The sequence below is a fragment of the Promicromonospora citrea genome, assembly GCF_013004695.1.
Classification (GTDB): domain Bacteria; phylum Actinomycetota; class Actinomycetes; order Actinomycetales; family Cellulomonadaceae; genus Promicromonospora; species Promicromonospora citrea.
Map to the genome: position 1 here is coordinate 1 of NZ_JABEMG010000037.1, position 17,982 is coordinate 17,982.

At 74.0% G+C, this 17,982-nt stretch carries 16 protein-coding genes and 1 pseudogene; 7 read left to right on the plus strand and 10 right to left on the minus strand.

Annotation, left to right across the window (positions count from 1 at the left end):
• Positions 1 to 318 (plus strand): annotated as a pseudogene (locus HLB15_RS09515) (TetR/AcrR family transcriptional regulator); the annotation flags it as partial.
• Positions 319 to 1,016: 698 nt separating this feature from the next.
• The gene (locus HLB15_RS09520; RefSeq protein WP_171105057.1) at positions 1,017 to 1,520 is read left to right on the plus strand and encodes a MarR family winged helix-turn-helix transcriptional regulator; all 504 of its coding nucleotides are present in this window, start codon (positions 1,017 to 1,019) and stop codon (positions 1,518 to 1,520) included.
• Between the two features lie 17 nt (positions 1,521 to 1,537).
• Here the strand turns inward: HLB15_RS09520 and HLB15_RS09525 are convergent, their stop codons facing one another.
• On the minus strand, positions 1,538 to 1,996 hold the full coding sequence (locus HLB15_RS09525; RefSeq protein WP_171105058.1) for a hypothetical protein: 459 nt from the start codon (positions 1,994 to 1,996) through the stop codon (positions 1,538 to 1,540).
• Between the two features lie 163 nt (positions 1,997 to 2,159).
• On the opposite strand from HLB15_RS09525, the gene HLB15_RS09530 reads away from it, so the two are divergent.
• Together HLB15_RS09530 and lat are read left to right on the plus strand one after the other, a co-directional pair.
• On the plus strand, positions 2,160 to 3,404 hold the full coding sequence (locus HLB15_RS09530; protein ID WP_171105059.1) for an MFS transporter: 1,245 nt from the start codon (positions 2,160 to 2,162) through the stop codon (positions 3,402 to 3,404).
• A 56-nt stretch (positions 3,405 to 3,460) separates the two neighbouring features.
• Complete coding sequence (gene lat / locus HLB15_RS09535; protein WP_171105060.1) at positions 3,461 to 4,771, plus strand: L-lysine 6-transaminase; 1,311 nt, start codon at positions 3,461 to 3,463, stop codon at positions 4,769 to 4,771.
• A 3-nt stretch (positions 4,772 to 4,774) separates the two neighbouring features.
• On the opposite strand, the gene HLB15_RS09540 is transcribed toward lat, so the two are convergent.
• Positions 4,775 to 5,458 carry a hypothetical protein gene (locus HLB15_RS09540; protein WP_171105061.1) on the minus strand — a complete coding sequence of 228 codons (684 nt, stop codon included), beginning with the start codon at positions 5,456 to 5,458 and terminating at the stop codon, positions 4,775 to 4,777.
• A gap of 1 nt (position 5,459) precedes the next feature.
• Positions 5,460 to 5,990, minus strand: coding sequence for a peptidoglycan-binding domain-containing protein (locus HLB15_RS09545; protein WP_171105062.1), 531 nt, complete (start codon positions 5,988 to 5,990; stop codon positions 5,460 to 5,462).
• Between the two features lie 188 nt (positions 5,991 to 6,178).
• On the opposite strand from HLB15_RS09545, the gene HLB15_RS09550 reads away from it, so the two are divergent.
• On the plus strand, positions 6,179 to 7,105 hold the full coding sequence (locus HLB15_RS09550; protein WP_171105063.1) for a S66 peptidase family protein: 927 nt from the start codon (positions 6,179 to 6,181) through the stop codon (positions 7,103 to 7,105).
• A gap of 8 nt (positions 7,106 to 7,113) precedes the next feature.
• Here the strand turns inward: HLB15_RS09550 and HLB15_RS09555 are convergent, their stop codons facing one another.
• Both HLB15_RS09555 and HLB15_RS09560 read right to left on the minus strand, forming a co-directional pair.
• Positions 7,114 to 7,584 (minus strand): Lrp/AsnC family transcriptional regulator, encoded by a 471-nt coding sequence (locus HLB15_RS09555; protein WP_171105064.1) that lies wholly within the window; start codon positions 7,582 to 7,584, stop codon positions 7,114 to 7,116.
• A complete protein-coding gene (locus HLB15_RS09560; RefSeq protein WP_171105065.1) occupies positions 7,581 to 9,422 on the minus strand; it encodes an ABC-F family ATP-binding cassette domain-containing protein in 1,842 nt (613 codons plus the stop codon). The genes HLB15_RS09555 and HLB15_RS09560 overlap by 4 nt, the downstream gene beginning before the upstream one ends.
• A gap of 118 nt (positions 9,423 to 9,540) precedes the next feature.
• Here HLB15_RS09560 and HLB15_RS09565 point away from each other — a divergent pair, with 118 nt between their 5' ends.
• Entirely contained in the window at positions 9,541 to 10,527 is a 987-nt protein-coding gene (locus tag HLB15_RS09565; RefSeq protein ID WP_171105066.1) for an acetylxylan esterase, read from the plus strand.
• A gap of 88 nt (positions 10,528 to 10,615) precedes the next feature.
• The gene (locus HLB15_RS09570) at positions 10,616 to 11,425 is read left to right on the plus strand and encodes an acetylxylan esterase (RefSeq protein WP_171105067.1); all 810 of its coding nucleotides are present in this window, start codon (positions 10,616 to 10,618) and stop codon (positions 11,423 to 11,425) included.
• Positions 11,426 to 11,429: 4 nt separating this feature from the next.
• Here HLB15_RS09570 and HLB15_RS09575 read toward each other — a convergent pair whose 3' ends face one another.
• The 5 genes from HLB15_RS09575 to HLB15_RS09595 form a co-directional block, all read right to left on the minus strand.
• Positions 11,430 to 12,380 carry a 4-(cytidine 5'-diphospho)-2-C-methyl-D-erythritol kinase gene (locus tag HLB15_RS09575; protein WP_171105068.1) on the minus strand — a complete coding sequence of 317 codons (951 nt, stop codon included), beginning with the start codon at positions 12,378 to 12,380 and terminating at the stop codon, positions 11,430 to 11,432.
• Complete coding sequence (rsmA, locus tag HLB15_RS09580; protein WP_171105069.1) at positions 12,377 to 13,276, minus strand: 16S rRNA (adenine(1518)-N(6)/adenine(1519)-N(6))-dimethyltransferase RsmA; 900 nt, start codon at positions 13,274 to 13,276, stop codon at positions 12,377 to 12,379. Before rsmA ends, HLB15_RS09575 begins: the two co-directional genes overlap by 4 nt.
• Positions 13,277 to 13,300: 24 nt before the next feature.
• A complete protein-coding gene (locus HLB15_RS09585) occupies positions 13,301 to 14,527 on the minus strand; it encodes a resuscitation-promoting factor (protein ID WP_229785547.1) in 1,227 nt (408 codons plus the stop codon).
• A 446-nt stretch (positions 14,528 to 14,973) separates the two neighbouring features.
• The gene (locus tag HLB15_RS09590) at positions 14,974 to 16,587 is read right to left on the minus strand and encodes a resuscitation-promoting factor (RefSeq protein WP_229785546.1); all 1,614 of its coding nucleotides are present in this window, start codon (positions 16,585 to 16,587) and stop codon (positions 14,974 to 14,976) included.
• 213 nt (positions 16,588 to 16,800) lie between these two features.
• Positions 16,801 to 17,970, minus strand: a complete 1,170-nt coding sequence (locus HLB15_RS09595; RefSeq protein ID WP_229785545.1) for a resuscitation-promoting factor — start codon at positions 17,968 to 17,970, stop codon at positions 16,801 to 16,803.
• Positions 17,971 to 17,982 lie beyond the last annotated feature (12 nt).

Below are 17,982 nucleotides of genomic sequence, written 5' to 3' on the forward strand. Positions count from 1 at the left end.
TCCGAGGACGGCTTCCGCATCCTCGTGCGCGACTCCCCCGTCGCTCAGGCCACCGGCACGTTCTCGAGCCTCATCGGCGACGTCGCCACGCAGGTCGAGGCCATCCTCGAGCCGCAGTTCCGGTCGAACGGCCTCGCGACGAAGGCCGCGCCGCTGTACGCGCAGATGCTCGTCGGCATGATCGCGCTCACCGGGCAGTACTGGCTCGACGCGCGCAGCCCGGGCAAGGCGGAGGTCGCGGCGCACCTGGTGAACCTCGCGTGGAACGGGCTGCACAACATGGAGAAGAAGCCGGAGCTCACGCGCTTCTCGCGCTGACGCGACGCATTGATGCCGCGTCAACAATGGCGGTGAAATGTCTATTCGCCGTCGATTTGCCCGAACCGTGCGCGGCACTCTGCGCTGCTGCAGGAAAGTGTGCGCACACGCAAAAGAACGAAGGCCTCCCGCGGTGGCACCGCAGGAGACCTTCGTTCAGCTGGGGATGGAAATACGCCGCGGCTGACGGCGACGTACGACGTCCTACCTGCTCAGAGGCCCAGGAGGTCGCGAATCTGGGCCAGCGTGATGCCGAGCGAGTCGAGCAGGGTCGAGAGGATGTCGACGACAGTCATGGTGCTATTCCTTCCAGAAAACGGGAATCACAGGATGATCACCTGCGAGCGGAACAGTGTTCGCGTTCTACACGCTAAGCACGCGAGACGGACCCTGCAACGGGAATTGGATATTCGCTCTTAATGAGCACCCACTTTCACCCTGTGATAGTGAGGTGAAAATCGAGCCACGCTCCGGCACAAACCGGGCAGTGCGGACGCCGGCGACGGCCGGGTCCGCAGGCGTCGCTGCCGGCCGCGCCCGCCGCGCGACCCGCCCGGATCGTCTTCCACCCCGACGTTTCTCGGCTTTGCGGGCCGTCAAAGCCGAGAAACGTCGGGTCGGAAGACGAGTGGTCGGAGAGCCCGCCGTCCGCGGGCTGTCGAGATTCTTGACGTCGAGACATCCGGTAGCCTCTCGCCATGGAGCACACGAGTCCCGCCGACGAGGTCGACCGCATCGTCGCCGCGTGGCACCACGTGCGCCCGGACCTCGAGCTGGAACCGCTCACGGTGTTCAGCCGGGTGTCCCGCCTGGCCCGCCACCTCGACCTCGCGCGGCGCACCGCCTTCGCCCGGCACAGCCTGGAGACCTGGGAGTTCGACGTGCTCTCGGCGCTGCGCCGGGCGGGCGAGCCCTACCGGCTCTCGCCGGGCACCCTCGTCACGCAGACGCTCGTGACCAGCGGCACCATGACCAACCGGATCGACCGGCTCGAGTCCCGCGGGTTCGTCGAACGGCAGCGCTCCCCCGACGACCGCCGCGGCGTGCTGGTGCGCCTCACGGACGAGGGCCTCGCCCGCGTCGACGCCGCGATGAGCGACCTGCTCGACATCGAGGCGGGCGTGCTCAAGGCCCTGGCCCCGGCCGAGCGACCGCAGCTCGCCGCCCTGCTGCGCACCGTCACGGCGCAGTTCGACGACTAGCGGCGCGACGACGACGCTCAGCCGGCCCGGCTCACCACGACCTTCTCGCGGCCGAGGCGGTCGGGCAGGAAGAACAGGTCGTCGGCGTCGGCGACGTAGAGGGGCAGCTCGACGGTCCGCGCGGGCAGGCCGTCGATGCCGGTGACCGTCAGCGCGACGTGGTCCGCCGCGCCCTTGGAGACGTACCGCCAGGTGCCCTCGAGCTCGTCGGGCACGTTCTCCAGCGCCCGCCGCACCGCCCGCGGGAGCGTGTCGTCGAGCACGTCGCCGGGCACGCCGACGGCGGTGAACGTGCCGTCCTCGTCGAGCGCGACCCGGGTGCCCGTGCCGTCGCCCACGTAGGAGCCGACGAACTCGTCCTCGCTGTGGGTCCTGTCGAGGACGTCGAGAGTGATGCCGCACCCCGTGAGCAGCACCGGCAGCACCACCGCCCCGGCGAGCGCTGCCGTCGCGCGGCGGACCTGTCGCTGGTTCATGCGTGACCTCGGTTGTTCCGGACGTTCCGACCGGTCGCCCAATCTAGCCGCGGCAGCGTGATCCCTCCTGCGCAGGATGTGGTCGTGCGGTGCACGTCCCAGGTGCACGTCCCCGTGGACGCACCGGCAGGGCGCGAGCCCCTCCCGCACAATGAACATCATCATGAGCACCATCCGTGCCTCGTCCGGCGGCCTCGCGCTGCTGGTCGCGGTCCTCGCCTTCGCCCTCAACCTCCGCACCCCGATCACCTCCCTGCCGCCGGTCATGGCCGACGTCGCGGACGGGCTCGGCCTCGACCAGACCCTGGCGGGGCTGCTCGTGGGCCTGCCCGCCCTGTGCTTCAGCGTCGTGGCGCCCGCCGCGTCGGCCCTCATCGCGCGGCTGGGACCGTACCCGGCCGTGACGGTCGCCCTGGTGGGCGTGGTGGCGGGCACGCTCGTGCGGTCGGCGGGTTCGGGGACGGCGGGCGTCGTGGCGGCGTTCACCGGCACGGTGCTGCTCGGTGCGGCGATCACGGTGGGCAACGTGGTGGTGCCCGTCATCATCGCGCGCGACTTCGCGGACCGGACCGCCCCGGCGACGGGCCTGTACTCCTCGGTGATGAACCTCGGCTCGGTGCTCGCGACGTCGCTCACCGCGCCGCTCGCCGCCCTGCTGGGCTGGCAGGGTGCCGTGGCGTCGTGGTCGCTCATGGCCGTGGCCGCGCTCGTCGTCTGGCTGGCCACCACGCGCGGGGCCGGCAGGCCCGGGACCGCGCGCGCCGTCCGGGGACCGGCCGCGGCGCCCGCGGCCGACCGCCCGGCACCCGAGCGCCCGGACGAGACCTGGGCCGGTGTCCTGCGCCGCCCCCTCACCTGGGTGCTGTCCCTCGCGTTCGCGGGCCAGTCGTTCTCCTACTACGCGGTCACCGGCTGGCTGCCGGAGCTGCTGCGTGACCTGCTCGGCGTGTCCGTGACGACGGCGGGCAACGCGGCCGCGCCGTTCCAGGGCCTGGCGATCGCGGGCAGCGTGCTCGTGCCCCTCGTGCTGGCGACGCGTGCGCCGATGCGCGTCGCCGCCGTCGCCATGGGGCTGCTGTGGGCCGTGCTGCCCGCGGGGCTCCTGCTGGCCCCGCAGTGGTGGCTCGTGTGGGTCTGCCTGTCCGGCATCGCACAGGGCGGCAACTTCGTCGTGATCTTCACCGTCGCGGCCCAGCGGTGCCGCACCGTCGCGCAGACCCGGCGCACCGTCGCGGCCGTGCAGACGGTCGGCTACGCGGTCGCCGCCACGGCGCCGTCGGTGATCGGCGCGGTCCACGCCGCCTCGGGCGGCTGGACGGCCGCGCTGCTGGTCATGCTCGGCTCGACGCTCACCCTGGGGGTCGCCGAGGTCGTCGCGACCCGGCGCCCGAGGCCGCGCCCGGCTTAACAGGAACTTTTCCATTCTTGTTGAATCGTGGCAGGATCATTGCCTACCTTGCCGCTATGACGACATCTCTTGAGCCCACCGCAGTGCTCCCCACCCTTCGCGAGCACCTCCTGGTCGACGGCTTCGACCTCGTTCTCGACCTCACCCGGTCGCACGGCTCCACGCTCGTCGACGCGCGGGACGGCCGCGAGTGGCTGGACCTGTTCACGTTCTTCGCCTCGTCCCCGCTCGGCATGAACCACCCGGCGGTCGCCGACGACGCGGCGTTCCGCGAGGAGCTGGCCGCCGCCGCCGTGAACAAGCCGTCCAACTCCGACGTCTACACGGTCGAGATGGCCCGCTTCGTCGAGACCTTCTCCCGCGTGCTGGGCGACCCGGCCCTGCCGCACCTGTTCTTCATCGACGGCGGCGCGCTCGCCGTCGAGAACGCGCTCAAGGTCGCGTTCGACTGGAAGTCCCGGCACAACGAGGCGAACGGCCGCTCGCCCGAGCTCGGCACGCAGATCATGCACCTCGAGCACGCCTTCCACGGCCGGTCCGGGTACACGATGTCGCTCACCAACACCGAGCCGGGCAAGGTCGCCCGGTTCCCCAAGTTCGGGTGGCCGCGCATCCCCGCCCCATACCTCGCCGAGGGCAAGGACATGGACGCCGCCGAGGCCGAGGCGCTGGCCGCCGCGCGCGCCGCGTTCGAGGCGAACCCGCACGACATCGCGGCGTTCGTCATGGAGCCGATCCAGGGCGAGGGCGGCGACCACCACTTCCGCCCGTCGTTCCTGCAGGGCATGCAGAGGCTGTGCCGCGAGTTCGACGCGCTGTTCATCCTCGACGAGGTGCAGACGGGCGCGGGCATCACCGGGACGGCGTGGGCCTACCAGCAGCTCGGTGTCACGCCCGACGTCGTCGCGTTCGGCAAGAAGACGCAGGTCTGCGGCGTCATGGCGGGCGGGCGCGTCGACGAGGTGCCGGACAACGTGTTCGCCGTCTCCTCGCGCATCAACTCCACGTGGGGCGGCAACCTCACCGACATGGTGCGCTCGCGCCGGATCCTGGAGACCTACGAGGCCGAGGGCCTCCTCGACCGCGCCCGGGCCATGGGCAAGCGGCTGCAGGACGCCCTCGGAGAGCTGGCCGCGCGGCACGACGGCGTGACCGACGTGCGCGGCCGCGGCCTCATGTGCGCGCTCACGCTGCCCTCGCGCGAGGTGCGCGACCGGGTGCTGGCCGCGCTCGCCGAGCGGAACGTGCTGCTGCTGGGCTGCGGCGAGCGGTCGGTGCGGTTCCGCCCCGCGCTGACGGTCGCGGCGGAGGACCTCGAGGCCGGCGTCACGGCGCTCGACGAGGCGCTGGGCCAGGCGCTCGCCTGACGCTCAGCCCTCCTGCGCGCCGACGCTGTCGGCCATGCGCAGCAGCTGGTCGACCGTCGGCCCCGCGCTCCCCGTGGGCGTGCGGCCGACGGTCGACAGCAGCAGGTAGGACCCGGTGTCGTCGGTCCACTCGACGCGGACCGGGCCGTAGCCGTTGTTGTCCACCCGGGTCACCCGGGCCTCGCCGCGCGACTCCGGCAGGTCCTGCCACTCGACCGTCACGGTGTCGCCGGACAGCTCGTCCGACACCTCCGACGAGCCGGGGTACGCCACGTACAGCACGGCCGACGCCGGGTGGTGCGCGCCCGCCCGCACCTCGTCCGCCGGCCATCCCGGGCCCGGGCCGCCGCCGAGCGTCTCGGCGTTCACCTCGCCGTCGAGCGGGTACGTGATCCACGTGCCGAGGTGGTCCTCCGCGGTCGTGCGGCCGATGCCGACGGAGATGTCGGACGGGCACTCGACCACGGCACGCGTCACGGCCTCGGGGACCCAGTGCGGCTGGGGCAGGTCGGCCGCGCACGTGCCGGCCGTGAGGTCCGCCGCGTCGGCGGGCGCGACCACGGGCTCCTCCTCGCGCGCGCCCAGCACGAGCGTCACGACGACGATGACGATCGCACCGAGCAGCGTCACCGCGCCGCCGAGCAGCCACTCGGGCCGGATCCTCGGCTCGTCGATCGTGGTGACCACGTCAGCCCCCGCACTCGATCTCGGTCACCGCGTCGCGCGAGAGGGCCACGACAGCCTCCGAGGAGACGGGGCTGCGCGCGACGCCGGGCGGCACGACGGAGCCCCAGTCGCAGTCGTTCTCGGCGAAGTACGTGACCCGCGCGCCGTCCGGCGACCAGTACCGGACACGGTGGTCCGGGCCGCGGCACTCGAACCCGGGGTCGCACACCCCGACGAGCAGCGCGCGCATCGTGACCCACGTGCTCTCGTCGACGCAGCCGGTCACCGGCAGCCCGTTGTACGCCTGGAACGCCTCGGCGGCGACCCGCGACGACGCGTCCCACGACCCGTCGACCGGTTCGAGACCCGTGCTCGCGTGCAGCACGTTCTGCGCGGCCACGACGGCACCCCCCGACGTCGCGCCGCACTCGCCGACCGGGTCGTTGGACCGCCACATCGCGCTCGAGTGGACGGCCTGCACCACGGCGGCGACGAGCAGGGCAGCGACCACCGTTCCGCCGCCGGCCTGCAGCCAGGTCCGGGTGCTGGGCATGTCGTTCGGCGCTCCTTCGTCCGCTCACCCGGCCGGGGCGCGGGCTTCCGGTGGCGAGCGTAACAATCTGCGCGTATACGACGGAAGCGACGCACCGGACATGCTCGGGGCCGGCGGCGGTGCGCGGGTGATTCCGGAGGGAGACACACCCCTCCGGTGCGGCACGCCACCGGAGTAGTGTCGAGCCCATGCTGCGGCCACTGGTCGGCCCGCCGCGCCTCGCGCCCGGCGACACCGTCGCCGTCGTGGCGCCCTCCGGACCCGTCCCGGCGGAGCGGCTCGACGCGGGTGTCGCCCACCTGCGGTCCTGGGGGCTCGACGTGCAGGTGATGCCGCACGTACGCGACACCCACCCCGTGCACGGCTACCTCGCGGGCTCCGACGCCGCGCGGGCGGCGGACTTCCAGGACGCGTGGCTCGATCCCGACGTGCGCGCCGTGATCGCCGTGCGCGGCGGCTACGGCGCCGCGCGCATGGTCGACCTCACCGACTGGGACGCGCTCGCGGCGACCGACGCCAAGGTCCTCGTGGGGTCGAGCGACGGCACCGCGCTCCACCAGGCGGTCGGCCGGCACCTGGGCGTCGTGTCGCTACACGCGCCGATGCCGGGCACCGCGGCGTTCCTCGCGTCGCCGGCCGCGCGCGAGCACCTGCGCCGCACGCTGTTCGAGCCGGACACCGCCTGCGTGCTCACGGGCCCCCGCGCCCACCCGCTGGCCGGCGGCACGGCCCGCGGCGTCACCACCGGCGGCTGCCTCTCGCTGCTGGCCACCACGGCCGGCATCGGCAGCCCGCCGCCGTCGGCCGCGGGCGGGCTGGTGCTGCTGGAGGACGTCGACGAGCCGACGTACCGCATCGACTCGTTCCTCACGTACCTGCTGCGCCTCGGCTGGTTCGACGGCGCGTGCGGCGTCGTCCTCGGCTCGTGGGAGGGCTGCGGCGCGGCCGAGCCCGTCGTGGCCGACCTGCTCGGCCCGCTCGGCATCCCCGTGCTGGGCGAGCTCGGGTTCGGCCACGGGCCCGACCCGCTCACGGTCCCGCTCGGCGTCGAGGCGGTGCTCGACGCCGACGCGGGCACGCTGCGCCTCGTGCAGCCCGCGCTCGCGCCGCGCTGAACGCCCGGCTACCGGCCCGGCTCGGTCGACTGCCCCTCGAAGTACGTCTGCAGCACCACCGTGGTGCGGGTCGAGACCTGCGCGGTGCGCCGGATCCGCCCGAGCAGCTCCTCGAGCGCGCGCGGCGAGGCCACCCGCACCGTGAGCAGGTAGTTCGCGTTGCCCGCCACCGAGTAGCACGACTCGATGCCCGGCATCCCGCGCAGCCGGTCGGGCGCGTCGTCCTCCTGCGCCTGGTCCAGGGGCGTGATCTCGACGAACGCCGACAGGGGCAGGCCCACCGCCTCCGGGTTCACCACGGCGCGGTAGCCCGTGATCACGCCGCGGGCCTCCAGCTTGCGCACCCGCACCTGCACCGCGGACAGCGACAGGCCCGAGATCTCGGAGAGCACGGCGAGCGTCGTCCTGCCGTCGTTGCGCAGGGCGTCGACGAGCGCCCGGTCGATCGCGTCGAGCGGTGCCACGTCGTTCTCGGTCATCCCGCCACCTCCGCCGCTTCCAGCCAGGCCGACTCGAGCTCGTCCCGCTCGTCCGCGAGCTCGCGGAGCTCGGTGTCGAGCCGTGCGACGGCCTGGTAGTCCGTGGCCTGCTGCGCGATCTTCTCGTGCAGCTCGGCCTCTTTCTCGGCAATCTTCGCAAGCCGACGCTCGATCCGGGAGACCTCCTTCTTCGCAGCACGGATGTCGCGCTGTGAGACGGCCCCCTCGGCGTCCCCTCCCGCGTCCCGGGCCGCAGGCCCGGCGCTGCCCGCCGACGCCACCGGGGCGCCGCCGGACCGCGCCTCGGCACGCAGCCGCAGGTACTCCTCGACACCACCCGGCAGGTCGCGGACGGTCCCGTCCCCGAGCAGCGCCACCTGCCGGTCGGCGACGCGCTCGAGCAGGTACCGGTCGTGCGAGACGACGACCAGCGTGCCCGGCCAGCCGTCGAGCAGGTCCTCCACCGCGGCCAGCGTGTCCGTGTCGAGGTCGTTGGTGGGCTCGTCGAGCAGCAGCACGTTGGGCTCGGCCACGAGCAGCCGCATGAGCTGGAGCCTGCGCCGCTCGCCGCCCGACAGGTCCCGCACGGGCGTGTAGGCACGCTCGCGCGTGAAACCGAGCCTCTCCGTGAGCTGCGCCGCCGTGAGCTCCTTGCCGTCGACGACGACGCGCCCCTGCTCCTGCTCGATCACCTCGACGGCCGTCAGCCGCCCCAGCTCGTCGAGCTCGGCGACGTCCTGCGAGAGCTCCCGCACGTGGATCGTCCTGCCCCGCTTCACGCGGCCGGCGTCCGGCTCGCGCCGGCCCGCGAGCAGCGCGAGCAGCGTGGTCTTGCCCGCGCCGTTCACGCCGACGACGCCGTAGCGGTCGCCGGGCCCGAGCCGCCACGTCACGTCGTCGAACAGGACCTTGGCGTCCGGCGCGTCCGGACGCGGCACCTGCACGCTGACCGACTCCAGGTCGAGCACGTCCTTGCCCAGCCGCCGGGTGGCCGTGCGGGTCAGCTCCATGCTGTCGCGCGGCGGCGGCTCGTCGGCGATGAGCGCCGCGGCGGCGTCGAGGCGGAACTTCGGCTTGGACGTGCGGGCCGGTGCGCCGCGGCGCAGCCACGCGAGCTCCTTGCGCAGCAGGTTGTCCCGCTTCTCCGCGGCCGCGGCCGCCTGCCTGCCGCGCTCGGCGCGCGCGAGGATGTAGGCCGCGTACCCGCCCTCGTAGCCGTCGACCGCGCCGGTGCCGTCGCCACGGACCTCCCACATGCGCGAGCAGACCTCGTCGAGGAACCACCGGTCGTGGGTCACGACCACGAGCGCGCCGGTCGCACCCGGACGGCCGTACCGGGTGCGCAGGTGGTCGGCGAGCCAGGCGACGCCCTCGACGTCGAGGTGGTTGGTCGGCTCGTCGAGCAGCAGCACGTCGGGGTCCCGCACGAGCAGGGCCGCGAGCGCCACGCGCCGGCGCTGGCCGCCCGAGAGCCGCGCGACGGGCGCCTCCCACGCGAGGTCGCCGAGCAGGCCCTGCTGGATCTCCCGCACGCGCGCGTCCGAGGCCCACAGGTGCGTCGGGGCGTCCCCGTGCACGACGTCGAGGACCGTCGCGTCGGCGGCGAGCTCGTCGCGCTGGTCGAGCATGCCGAGGGTCGAGCCGCCGACGCGGGTGACACGGCCGGCGTCGGGCAGGGCCGTGGCGGCAAGGATGCGCAGCAGGGTCGACTTGCCCGCCCCGTTGGGGCCGACGACGCCGACGCGGTCGCCGTCGTCGAGACCGAGGGAGACGTCTGCCAGGAGGGTGCGCGTACCGATGGTCAGCGCTATGCCGTCCGCGCCGAGGAGATGAGCCACCAGTCAAGGGTAGTCGCGCGCTAGGCTCGGCCCGGCCGACGGCGGCCGCACCCCCCTGCGCACCACCCCGCCGGCCGCGGGACGACCCCGCCGAGCGACGACGCGAGGAGCAACAGACGTGGCACAGTTCGACCTGCCGCTGCCGGACCTGGAGCGGTTCTCCCCCGAGATCGACGAGCCCGAGGACTTCGACGAGTTCTGGTCCGGGACGCTCGCGGAGGCGCGGGCGTCGGGCGGCGCGGCGACGCTGGAGCGCGTCGACACAGGGTTCACGCAGGTGCTGGTCGACGACGTGACCTTCCCCGGGTTCGGCGGCCACCCGGTCAAGGCGTGGCTGACCCGCCCGGCGCACGCGGAGGGCGACCTGCCGGTCGTCGTGGAGTACCTGGGCTACGGCGGCGGGCGCGGCCTGCCGCACAACCACCTGCAGTGGGCGGCGGCGGGCTACGCGCACCTCGTCATGGACACGCGGGGGCAGGGCTCGGGCTGGGGCTCGGGCGGCGCCACGCCGGACCCGGTGGGGTCGGGCCCCGCCTCGCCCGGCTTCATGACGCGCGGCATCCTCGACCCGCGCGAGCACTACTACCGCCGCGTCTTCACCGATGGCGTGCGCGCGGTGGACGCCGTCCGCACGATCGCGGGTCTGGACCCCGAGCGGGTCGCGGTGACGGGCGTGAGCCAGGGCGGCGGCATCACGATCGCCGTGGCGGGCCTGGTGCCCGACGTCGTGGCGGCGATGCCGGACGTGCCGTTCCTGTGCCACTACCGTCGGGCGGTGTCGATCACGGACAACCTGCCCTACGGCGAGATCACGCGGTACCTCTCGGTGCACCGCGACCCCGCCGTCGAGGCGCAGGTGTGGCGCACGCTCTCGTACCTGGACGGCGTCTCGTTCGCACGCCGTGCGCGCACGGCCGGGCTGTTCTCGACGGCGCTCATGGACACGACCTGCCCGCCGTCGACGGTGTACGCCGCGTTCAACGGGTGGGCCGCGGGGCAGGACGGCGTCGTGCGCGAGATCGACGTCTACCCGTACAACATGCACGAGGGCGGTGGCGACTACCGGTTCCCGCGCAGGCTGGAGTGGCTGGGCGCCCGGCTCTGAGCGCCCGCGCCCCCGGACGGGGCCGTGCGGGGGTGTCGGACCCGGGCGGTAGGCTCCCCCCGCACGACCCGTCCCCGGAGGTGTCCCCGTGCCCGAGTACGACCTGCCGCCCGTCGCGGTGATGCCGGCTGGCCCGCCTGCCACCGACGAGCCCGCGGACTTCGACCTGTTCTGGTCCCGCACGCTCGCCGAGCACCGCGACCTCGAGGTCGCCCCCGAGCTGGCGGCGGCGAGCGCGCGGTCGCGCGACCTCGTCGCGGAGACGGTGACGTTCGCGGGGTTCGGCGGCAGGCCGGTGGCGGGCCGGCTGCTGACTCCCGCCGGCGCCGGGACGCCTCTGCCCGGCGTGGTCGAGCTGCGGCCGGCGGGACGCGGCGCCGACCGCGACCTGGAGTGGCTGGCGGGCGGCGGGTTCGTCCACCTGGTCGTCGAGCTGCCGGGCGACGACCTCGACGACCCGTACAACCGCGGCGTGTTCACCGACGCCCTGCGGTCGGTGCAGGCGCTGCGCACCGTGACGAGCGTCGACCCGTCGCGCGTGGCCGTGCTCGGCACCGGCCCCGTCGCCGCGGCGGCGGTCGCGGCGGCGGGCCTGCTGCCGGACCTCGCGTGCGCGATGGTCGAGGGCGACATCCCCGCGGCGCACAAGGACTCGCTCGTCGCGTTCGCGCGCCGCGCCAGCACGCCGCTGCAGCTCACCCAGGGCGCCGGTGCGCAGGTGCTGCTCGAGGAGTGGGGCTTCAACGCCGCCCTCGCGCTCGCCGCGATGACGGGGACGGTCAAGCGCGTGGTCGAGTGCGTGCTCACCGAGGACGAGGACGTGCCGGGCCGCCGCGCCCGCTGGATCACGGCGCACACGCGGCTCTCGGACGTCTTCGTGCCGACGGTCGCGTACTGACCGGCTACCGGGCGACCGAGGTCACGACCTGCGTCCCGGGCGCCGGCCCGGACGCGCACCAGATGCTGTCCACGACGTCGGCCGCCGTCCAGGCGGCGCCCAGCGCGAGCGCGTGCTGCCGGGAGCGGGCCAGGGCGGCGACCGTGGGTCCGGACCCGGACACGACGACGCCGAGCGCCCCCGCCTCCGTCGCGACCTCCAGCACCTCGGCGAGCTCGGGCCGCAAATCGAGCGCGGCGGGCTCCAGGTCGTTGTGCAGCGCCGTGCCCAGCGCCACCGGGTCGCCCGCCCGCAGCGCGTGCATGAGCTCGGCGTCGTCGGCGGGGTCGACGGTGGACGCCCTGCTCCCGGCGAGCTCGTCGAACCGGCGGAACACGCTGGGCGTCGACAGGCCCGTGCGCTGCGTGCCGAAGCACCAGTGGAACTCGCCCCGCGTCATCGCGGGCGTCAGGAGGTCGCCGCGCCCCGTGCCGACGGCGGTGTGGCCGAGCAGCGAGAACGGCACGTCGGCGCCGAGCTCCGCCGCCATCTCGACGAGCTCGGGCCGCGGCACACCGGCCTCCCACAGCGTGTCGCACGCGACGAGCGCCGCGGCGGCGTCGGCGGAACCGCCCGCCATGCCGCCCGCGACCGGCACGCCCTTGGTGAGGTGGAGCGCGACGTCGGCGGCCAGGCCGGTGCGCTCGGCGAGCAGGGCGGCGGCGCGCCAGGCGAGGTTGGTCTCGTCGGTGGGCACCGCCTCCGCCTGCGGCCCCGAGACCGTGAGCGAGATGCCGGAGCCCGGCGCGACCTGGGTGGCCGTCACCTCCTCGAACAGCGACACGGCCTGGAAGATCGTGGCCAGCGGGTGGTAGCCGTCGGGGCCGACGGGTCCGACGCGCAGCGCGAGGTTGACCTTGCCGGGCGCGCGCACCCGGACCGACGGCGGCGGCGCCGCGCTGAGCCGCGCGCTCACGCGTCCTCCTGCCCGGGGGCCTGTCCGCCGGTGGCGCGCGCGTCCGCCGCGGGCAGCTGCTCCGCGACACGGGCGAACTGGTCCACCGTAAGGGTCTCGCCGCGCGCGCCCGGGTCGACGCCGGCGGCACGCAGCGCGTCCTCCGCGGCCGCTCCGGAGCCGAACAGCCCGGACAGCGCGGCGCGGAGCGTCTTGCGGCGCTGCGCGAAGGCGGAGTCGACGACCGCGAACACCTGCTCGCGCGTCGCCGTGGTCGGTGGTGGGTCGCGGCGCTCGAGCTGGACGAGCGCCGAGTCGACGTTGGGGGCGGGCCAGAAGACGGTGCGGCCGATCGTGCCGGCCCGGCGCGCCGACGCGTACCAGGCGGCCTTGACCGACGGCACGCCGTAGATCTTGCTGCCGGGCGCCGCGGCGATACGGTCCGCGACCTCGGCCTGGACCATGACGAGCACGTGCTCCAGGGTGCCGAACCGCTCGAGCATGGTGAGCAGCACCGGCACGGCCACGTTGTACGGGAGGTTGGCGACGAGCGCCGTCGGCGGGGCGCCGGGCAGCGTGGTGACGTCCATCGCGTCCGAGAGCACGACCTCGAAGTCGGCGTCGGGGAAGCGCGCGGCGACCGTGGCGGCGATCTGGCCGGCGAGCACGGGGTCGATCTCGACGGCGACGACGGAGGCGCCCGCCTCGACGAGGCCGAGGGTCAGCGAGCCGAGGCCCGGCCCGACCTCGACGACCCGCTCGCCGGGCCGCAGGTTCGCCGTGCGCACGATCTTGCGGACGGTGCCGCCGTCGTGCAGGAAGTTCTGGCCCAGCGTCTTCGTGGGCCGGACGCCCAGACGCCCTGCCAGGTCGCGGATCTCCGCGGGACCGAGCAGGGCGCCTGAGGTGTCGTTCATGCAGGGGAGCCTAACCGACTGCCGTCAGTACCAGCCCACCGACTCGGAGTGGCCCCACGCACCGCACGGCGTGCCGTAGCGGTCCGCGATGTAGCCGAGCCCCCACGTGATCTGGGTCGCCGGGTTGGTCGCCCAGTCGGAGCCCGCCGAGCCCATCTTGGAGCCGGGCAGCGCCTGCGGGATGCCGTAGGCGCCGGACGACGGGTTGGCCGCGCTGGGGTTCCAGCCGGACTCGCGCTGCCACAGGAGGTCGAGGCAGGTCCACTCGGAGCCGGTCCAGCCGCGGGCGGCGGCCAGCTGCTGGCCGATCTCCTTGACGGAGCCGGACGGCACCGGCGTGCTCGGCTCGGCGGCCACCCGGGTGGTCGCCTCGGTCTCGGCCTCGACGACCGGGCGCTCCTTGGTGCCCGTGACGACGACCCGGTCCACCGGCTTGCGGGTCACCTTGTCGGAGAGCTCCTTGCGGTGGACGACCTCACCGTCGATCGTGCGCACGAGGACGACCCGGGTGCGCACACCCTTCCTGCCCTCGGTCCGCACGACGTCGTCGAGGTCCTCGTACCGGTCGGAGTCCTTGACGGTGCGCGTGGAGAAGTCGAGGTCGGTCTTCGTGGTGACCTTCTTCGTCTCGACGCGCTGCACCTGGATCGCGACGTCGGCACCGGCCTCGCCGGCCCGCTTCGCGTCCTTGGCGGCGACGACCTTGTCCTGCCGGAGCGACGCCACGGGGGCGATGCTCACGCGGTCGTCCTTGTCGAGCTCGATCTCGAGCTCGTCCAGGACCTCGTCGACGCTGCGGGAGTGGTCCTCGACCACGCGGGTCGAGCCGTCGGCCACGACGGCGACGGGGCCGTCGTCGTCGAGCCGCAGCGGGAGCGACGCACGGTCGCCCGAGCGGGACGCCACGAGGGCGACGTCGCCGCCGCGCTCGGCGAGCGTGGACAGCGCCTCGGCCGCGTCGGTCACGGCGACCCACACGTCGCGCTGGTCCTCGCCGTCGGTCATGGTGACCTGGCGGGCGTAGCGGACGACGACCTGGTCGCCGTCCGAGAGGCGGGTGTCGGTGCCGGGGGCCACGACGTCGCGCGCACCCAGGCGGATGCCCTGCGACTCGAGCATGCCCTGCACGTCACCGGAGTAGGTGGTGAGGGTCGAGGTGGTGCCGTCGACGTCGAGCGTGACGGTCTTGCGTGCCTCGGCGAAGGCGACCGAGCCGGACGTGACCAGCGCTGCGGCCGCGAGACCGGCCACGAAGGGCCAGCGGCGGGTCTTCAGGGGGGTGGTCCGAGTCGGTGCCGGCTCGGACGGTGAGTCGATGCTGGGGATGGAGCCAGAACTCAGCTGCTCAGAACGGGGGTTCACTCGTGTCCAGTCGTCGGACGTCCCGGGCACGGGCGGCGAGGCGGGCACCCGCGCGCGGGCTCCCTGCCGTGGACCGGCCTGGGGGGCCGGGTGGCTCGTACGAGCCGTCACGGTCTCGACCGGCCGATCCGGCGGTCTGACACCGGCCGCGAGGGTCGCTCCCGGTGCCCGTCCTGCCATCGCCGGAGTGCCGTGGATTACACCACGGGGCACCCCCACGCCAGCGAGGACAACCGAACGTAACTGATTTGTTATCGCTCGGACAAATATCTCGGTGGATTGACGGTGTGGTCTCGGTCACGTGTCTTGGACAGTCGTCCAAGTCCTCGGCCGGCTCAGGACAGCCCCAGCGCGGCCGAACATCCTGGCCACGGGCCCCATCCGGCACGCTCCTGCAGGGCCTGCGCGCGCATCGTCTGCTCGGCGGCCGACGCCTCGGACGGCAGGCCGGACCCGCCCATCGCCGCCCAGGTGCCCGGCGAGAACTGGTACAGCCCGTAGTACCCGTTGCCCGTGTCGGTCGTGGGATCGCCACCCGACTCGCACGCGGCGAGCGCCGACCAGACGCCGGCGGAGGCCGAGAGCGCCTCGGCCCGGGACTCCCCGTCCGGGTCGGGGTCGTCGTCACCACCCTTGCCGTCCTTGCCGTCCTTGCCGTCCTTGCCCGTGCCGTCCTTGCCCGTGCCGCCCTTCGCGCCGTCCTTCGCGCCGGTCGGCTTCTCGGACGCCTTCCCGGACGACTTCTCCGACTTCTCCGGCTTGGGCGCCGGGCGTGCCTTGGCGCCGTACATGATGACCCGGTCGACGGGCTGGCGCGAGACCCAGGTGTTGAGCTTCTCGCGCTCCACGACCCGGCCGTCCATCCGGGTGACGTCCCACGACGTGACCCGCTCGCCCGCCGACCCGGCGCTCGCCACGTACGGGCCCAGGTCGCGGTACCGGCCCGGGTCGGTGGCGGTGACCGTCTCGAACGGGATCTCCTCGCGGGTCTCCTCGATGGCCGACCGCACGTCCCGCACGACGACCGTCACCACGGGCTCCTGCCCGCCCTCGGCACCGCTCTCGGCACCGCTCTCGCTGCGGTGCTCGACCACGAGCAGGTCGTCGCCGTCGACCCGCACGTCGTGCGCGGCGAGCAGCGCGTCGAGCGTCACGGCGCCGTCGGCCACCTCACGGACCTCCCCGCCCGCCTCCAGCGCGACCGGGCCGTCGGCGTCGAGCGGCAGGGGCAGCGAGGCGGTGCCGCCTCCGCGCGCCGGGATCAGCGCGACCCCCTCGCCCTCGCCCGCCAGCCGGGTGAGCGCCTGGTCGGCGTCCAGCGCGGCGACCCAGACGCGCCTGCGCTCGCCGTCGGCCCGGAGCGTGAGCTCGTGCGCGGTCCGGACGACGACCGTGCTCCCGTCACGCAGCGCGGCGTCGAGGCCCGGCGTGACCTCGTCCCGGCCGCTCACCGCGACGCCCTCGCCGGTCAGCAGGTCGGCGACGTCGCCCTGGAAGGTCTCGACCGTGCGGACCTCGCCGTCGACGTCCAGCGTGACGGTCTTGTGGGCGACGGTGTAGGCGGCAGCACCCCCGCCGCCCGCCAGGACGACGGCGGCCGTGGTGAGGACGGCGGCCGTGCGCCGCCGGCGTGGCGGCTCCGGCTCGGGCGGAGGCGGCGGTGGTGGCGGCGGGACCGCTACGACACCGAGCTCCGCGGCGGGGACGACCGGCATCGGGCCGGACGGGTGCCCCGGCGGGAGGTCGGCCATCACCGCGGACACGGCGGTCTCGGCCTCGGCCGCGGTGTCGGGCACCACGAACATCGCCGCGGGGAAGACCTCCTCCGGGCGCGGCGGCGGGCCGAACGGCTCGACGTCGAGGAACGTCTCGGTGCGGCCGACGGAGAGGTCGGCCTCGGGAAGGAACGCGTCGCTGGGGCTGCCCTGAGCCGGAGGCGGAGGTGTCACGCGGGTCCAGTCCTCGAGCGGTCCGGGCACGGTGACCGGGGTGCACGACTCGCACGTGCCTCCCGCTGGGGCGCGGGCCCGGCCGACCGATCCGGCTTTCACCGTGACGGTAACCCCCGCGTTATCGGATGCAAGTGATATCGCGTGGTGTCGCCCGAAAAGCGTCCGGAAAGCGCATTGATTTCCGGAATGTCAGCGAAAGAAAAGGCCGCCTCAGTACCAGCCGATCTCCACCGAGTGCGCCCAGGCGGCGCACGGCGTGCCGTACCGGCCGGAGATGTAACCGAGCCCCCACTCGATCTGGGTCGCGGGGTTGGTCAGCCAGTCGCTGCCCACGCTGGCCATCTTGGAGCCGGGGTTGGCCTGCGCGATGCCGTAGGCCTCGCTGCTCGGGTTGTCCGCGTTCCAGCGCCAGCCGCTCTCCTTCTGCCAGAGCTGGTCGAGGCAGGCGAACTCGTCGTCGCCCCAGCCGCGCTCCGCCGCCATCGCCTTGCCCAGGGCGCGGGCCGAGCCCGCGTCCACGGGCGCCGTGGCCACGTCCATCGTGCCGACGGCGACCACCTCGTCGACGGGCTCGCGCGTCACCTTCCGGTCCACCACGGTGCGCTCGACGACGGCGCCACCCACGGTCTTGACCTCGTACGTCACCTCGGCCTCGCCCGGCACGCCCGCGGTGCGGATCGACTCGTAGCCCTTGGGCAGCTCGGGGTCCTCGACCGTCGTGGTCTCGAACGGCAGCACCTCGGTCACCGTCTTCGACGACGACACGTCGCGGCTCACCATGATGACCATGCCGTCGACCGCCGCGGCGTCGAGCGGCACCGAGGTGACGTCGCCGTCGGCGAGCGTGATGCCCGCCTCCTCGAAGACCGCGCGCACCGTCGAGCGGGTGGTGTGGAACTCCAGCACGGAGCCGTCCACGGCGATGTTGATCTCCTTGACGGTCGAGAAGCGCACCGGGTCGCGGTCCAGCCGCGCCGAGCGCGACGCCGTCGCGAGGGCGCCGTCGCCGCGCGGTCCGAGGGAGGCGAGGAACTCGCCGACGGTCCCCGCCGTCGTGCGGACGGTGATGACCTGGCCGTCCAGCTCGAACGTGATGGGCCTGCTGGTGCGCACCACGACCGAGGACCCCGCCTCGACGGGGGCGTCCGGCGCGGGCTGCACCACGTCGTCGGCGCCGAGCTCGACGCCGTGCATCTCGAGCGCCTGGCCGACCGTCGTGCCGTACACGCCGACGGTGTGGAGGTTGCCGTTGTAGTCGATCGTCAGGGTGCCGGCGTTCGCCACGTAGGTGCCGGTCACCGCGACGAGCGCGCCGACGACGGCACCGCGCACCAGCCACCGGGCCGGGCGACTGTCCCGCCACGGCCGTGCGTACCTCACCACGAGCACCAG

What these genes read in the sequence shown, in the direction of transcription:
- HLB15_RS09520 (WP_171105057.1), top strand. Translation starts at nt 1,017, where the DNA reads ATGGAGCACACGAGTCCCGCCGACGAGGTCGACCGCATCGTCGCCGCG.
- HLB15_RS09525 (WP_171105058.1), bottom strand. Translation starts at nt 1,996, where the DNA reads ATGAACCAGCGACAGGTCCGCCGCGCGACGGCAGCGCTCGCCGGGGCG.
- HLB15_RS09530 (WP_171105059.1), top strand. Translation starts at nt 2,160, where the DNA reads ATGAGCACCATCCGTGCCTCGTCCGGCGGCCTCGCGCTGCTGGTCGCG.
- lat (WP_171105060.1), top strand. Translation starts at nt 3,461, where the DNA reads ATGACGACATCTCTTGAGCCCACCGCAGTGCTCCCCACCCTTCGCGAG.
- HLB15_RS09545 (WP_171105062.1), bottom strand. Translation starts at nt 5,990, where the DNA reads ATGCCCAGCACCCGGACCTGGCTGCAGGCCGGCGGCGGAACGGTGGTC.
- HLB15_RS09550 (WP_171105063.1), top strand. Translation starts at nt 6,179, where the DNA reads ATGCTGCGGCCACTGGTCGGCCCGCCGCGCCTCGCGCCCGGCGACACC.
- HLB15_RS09555 (WP_171105064.1), bottom strand. Translation starts at nt 7,584, where the DNA reads ATGACCGAGAACGACGTGGCACCGCTCGACGCGATCGACCGGGCGCTC.
- rsmA (WP_171105069.1), bottom strand. Translation starts at nt 13,276, where the DNA reads ATGAACGACACCTCAGGCGCCCTGCTCGGTCCCGCGGAGATCCGCGAC.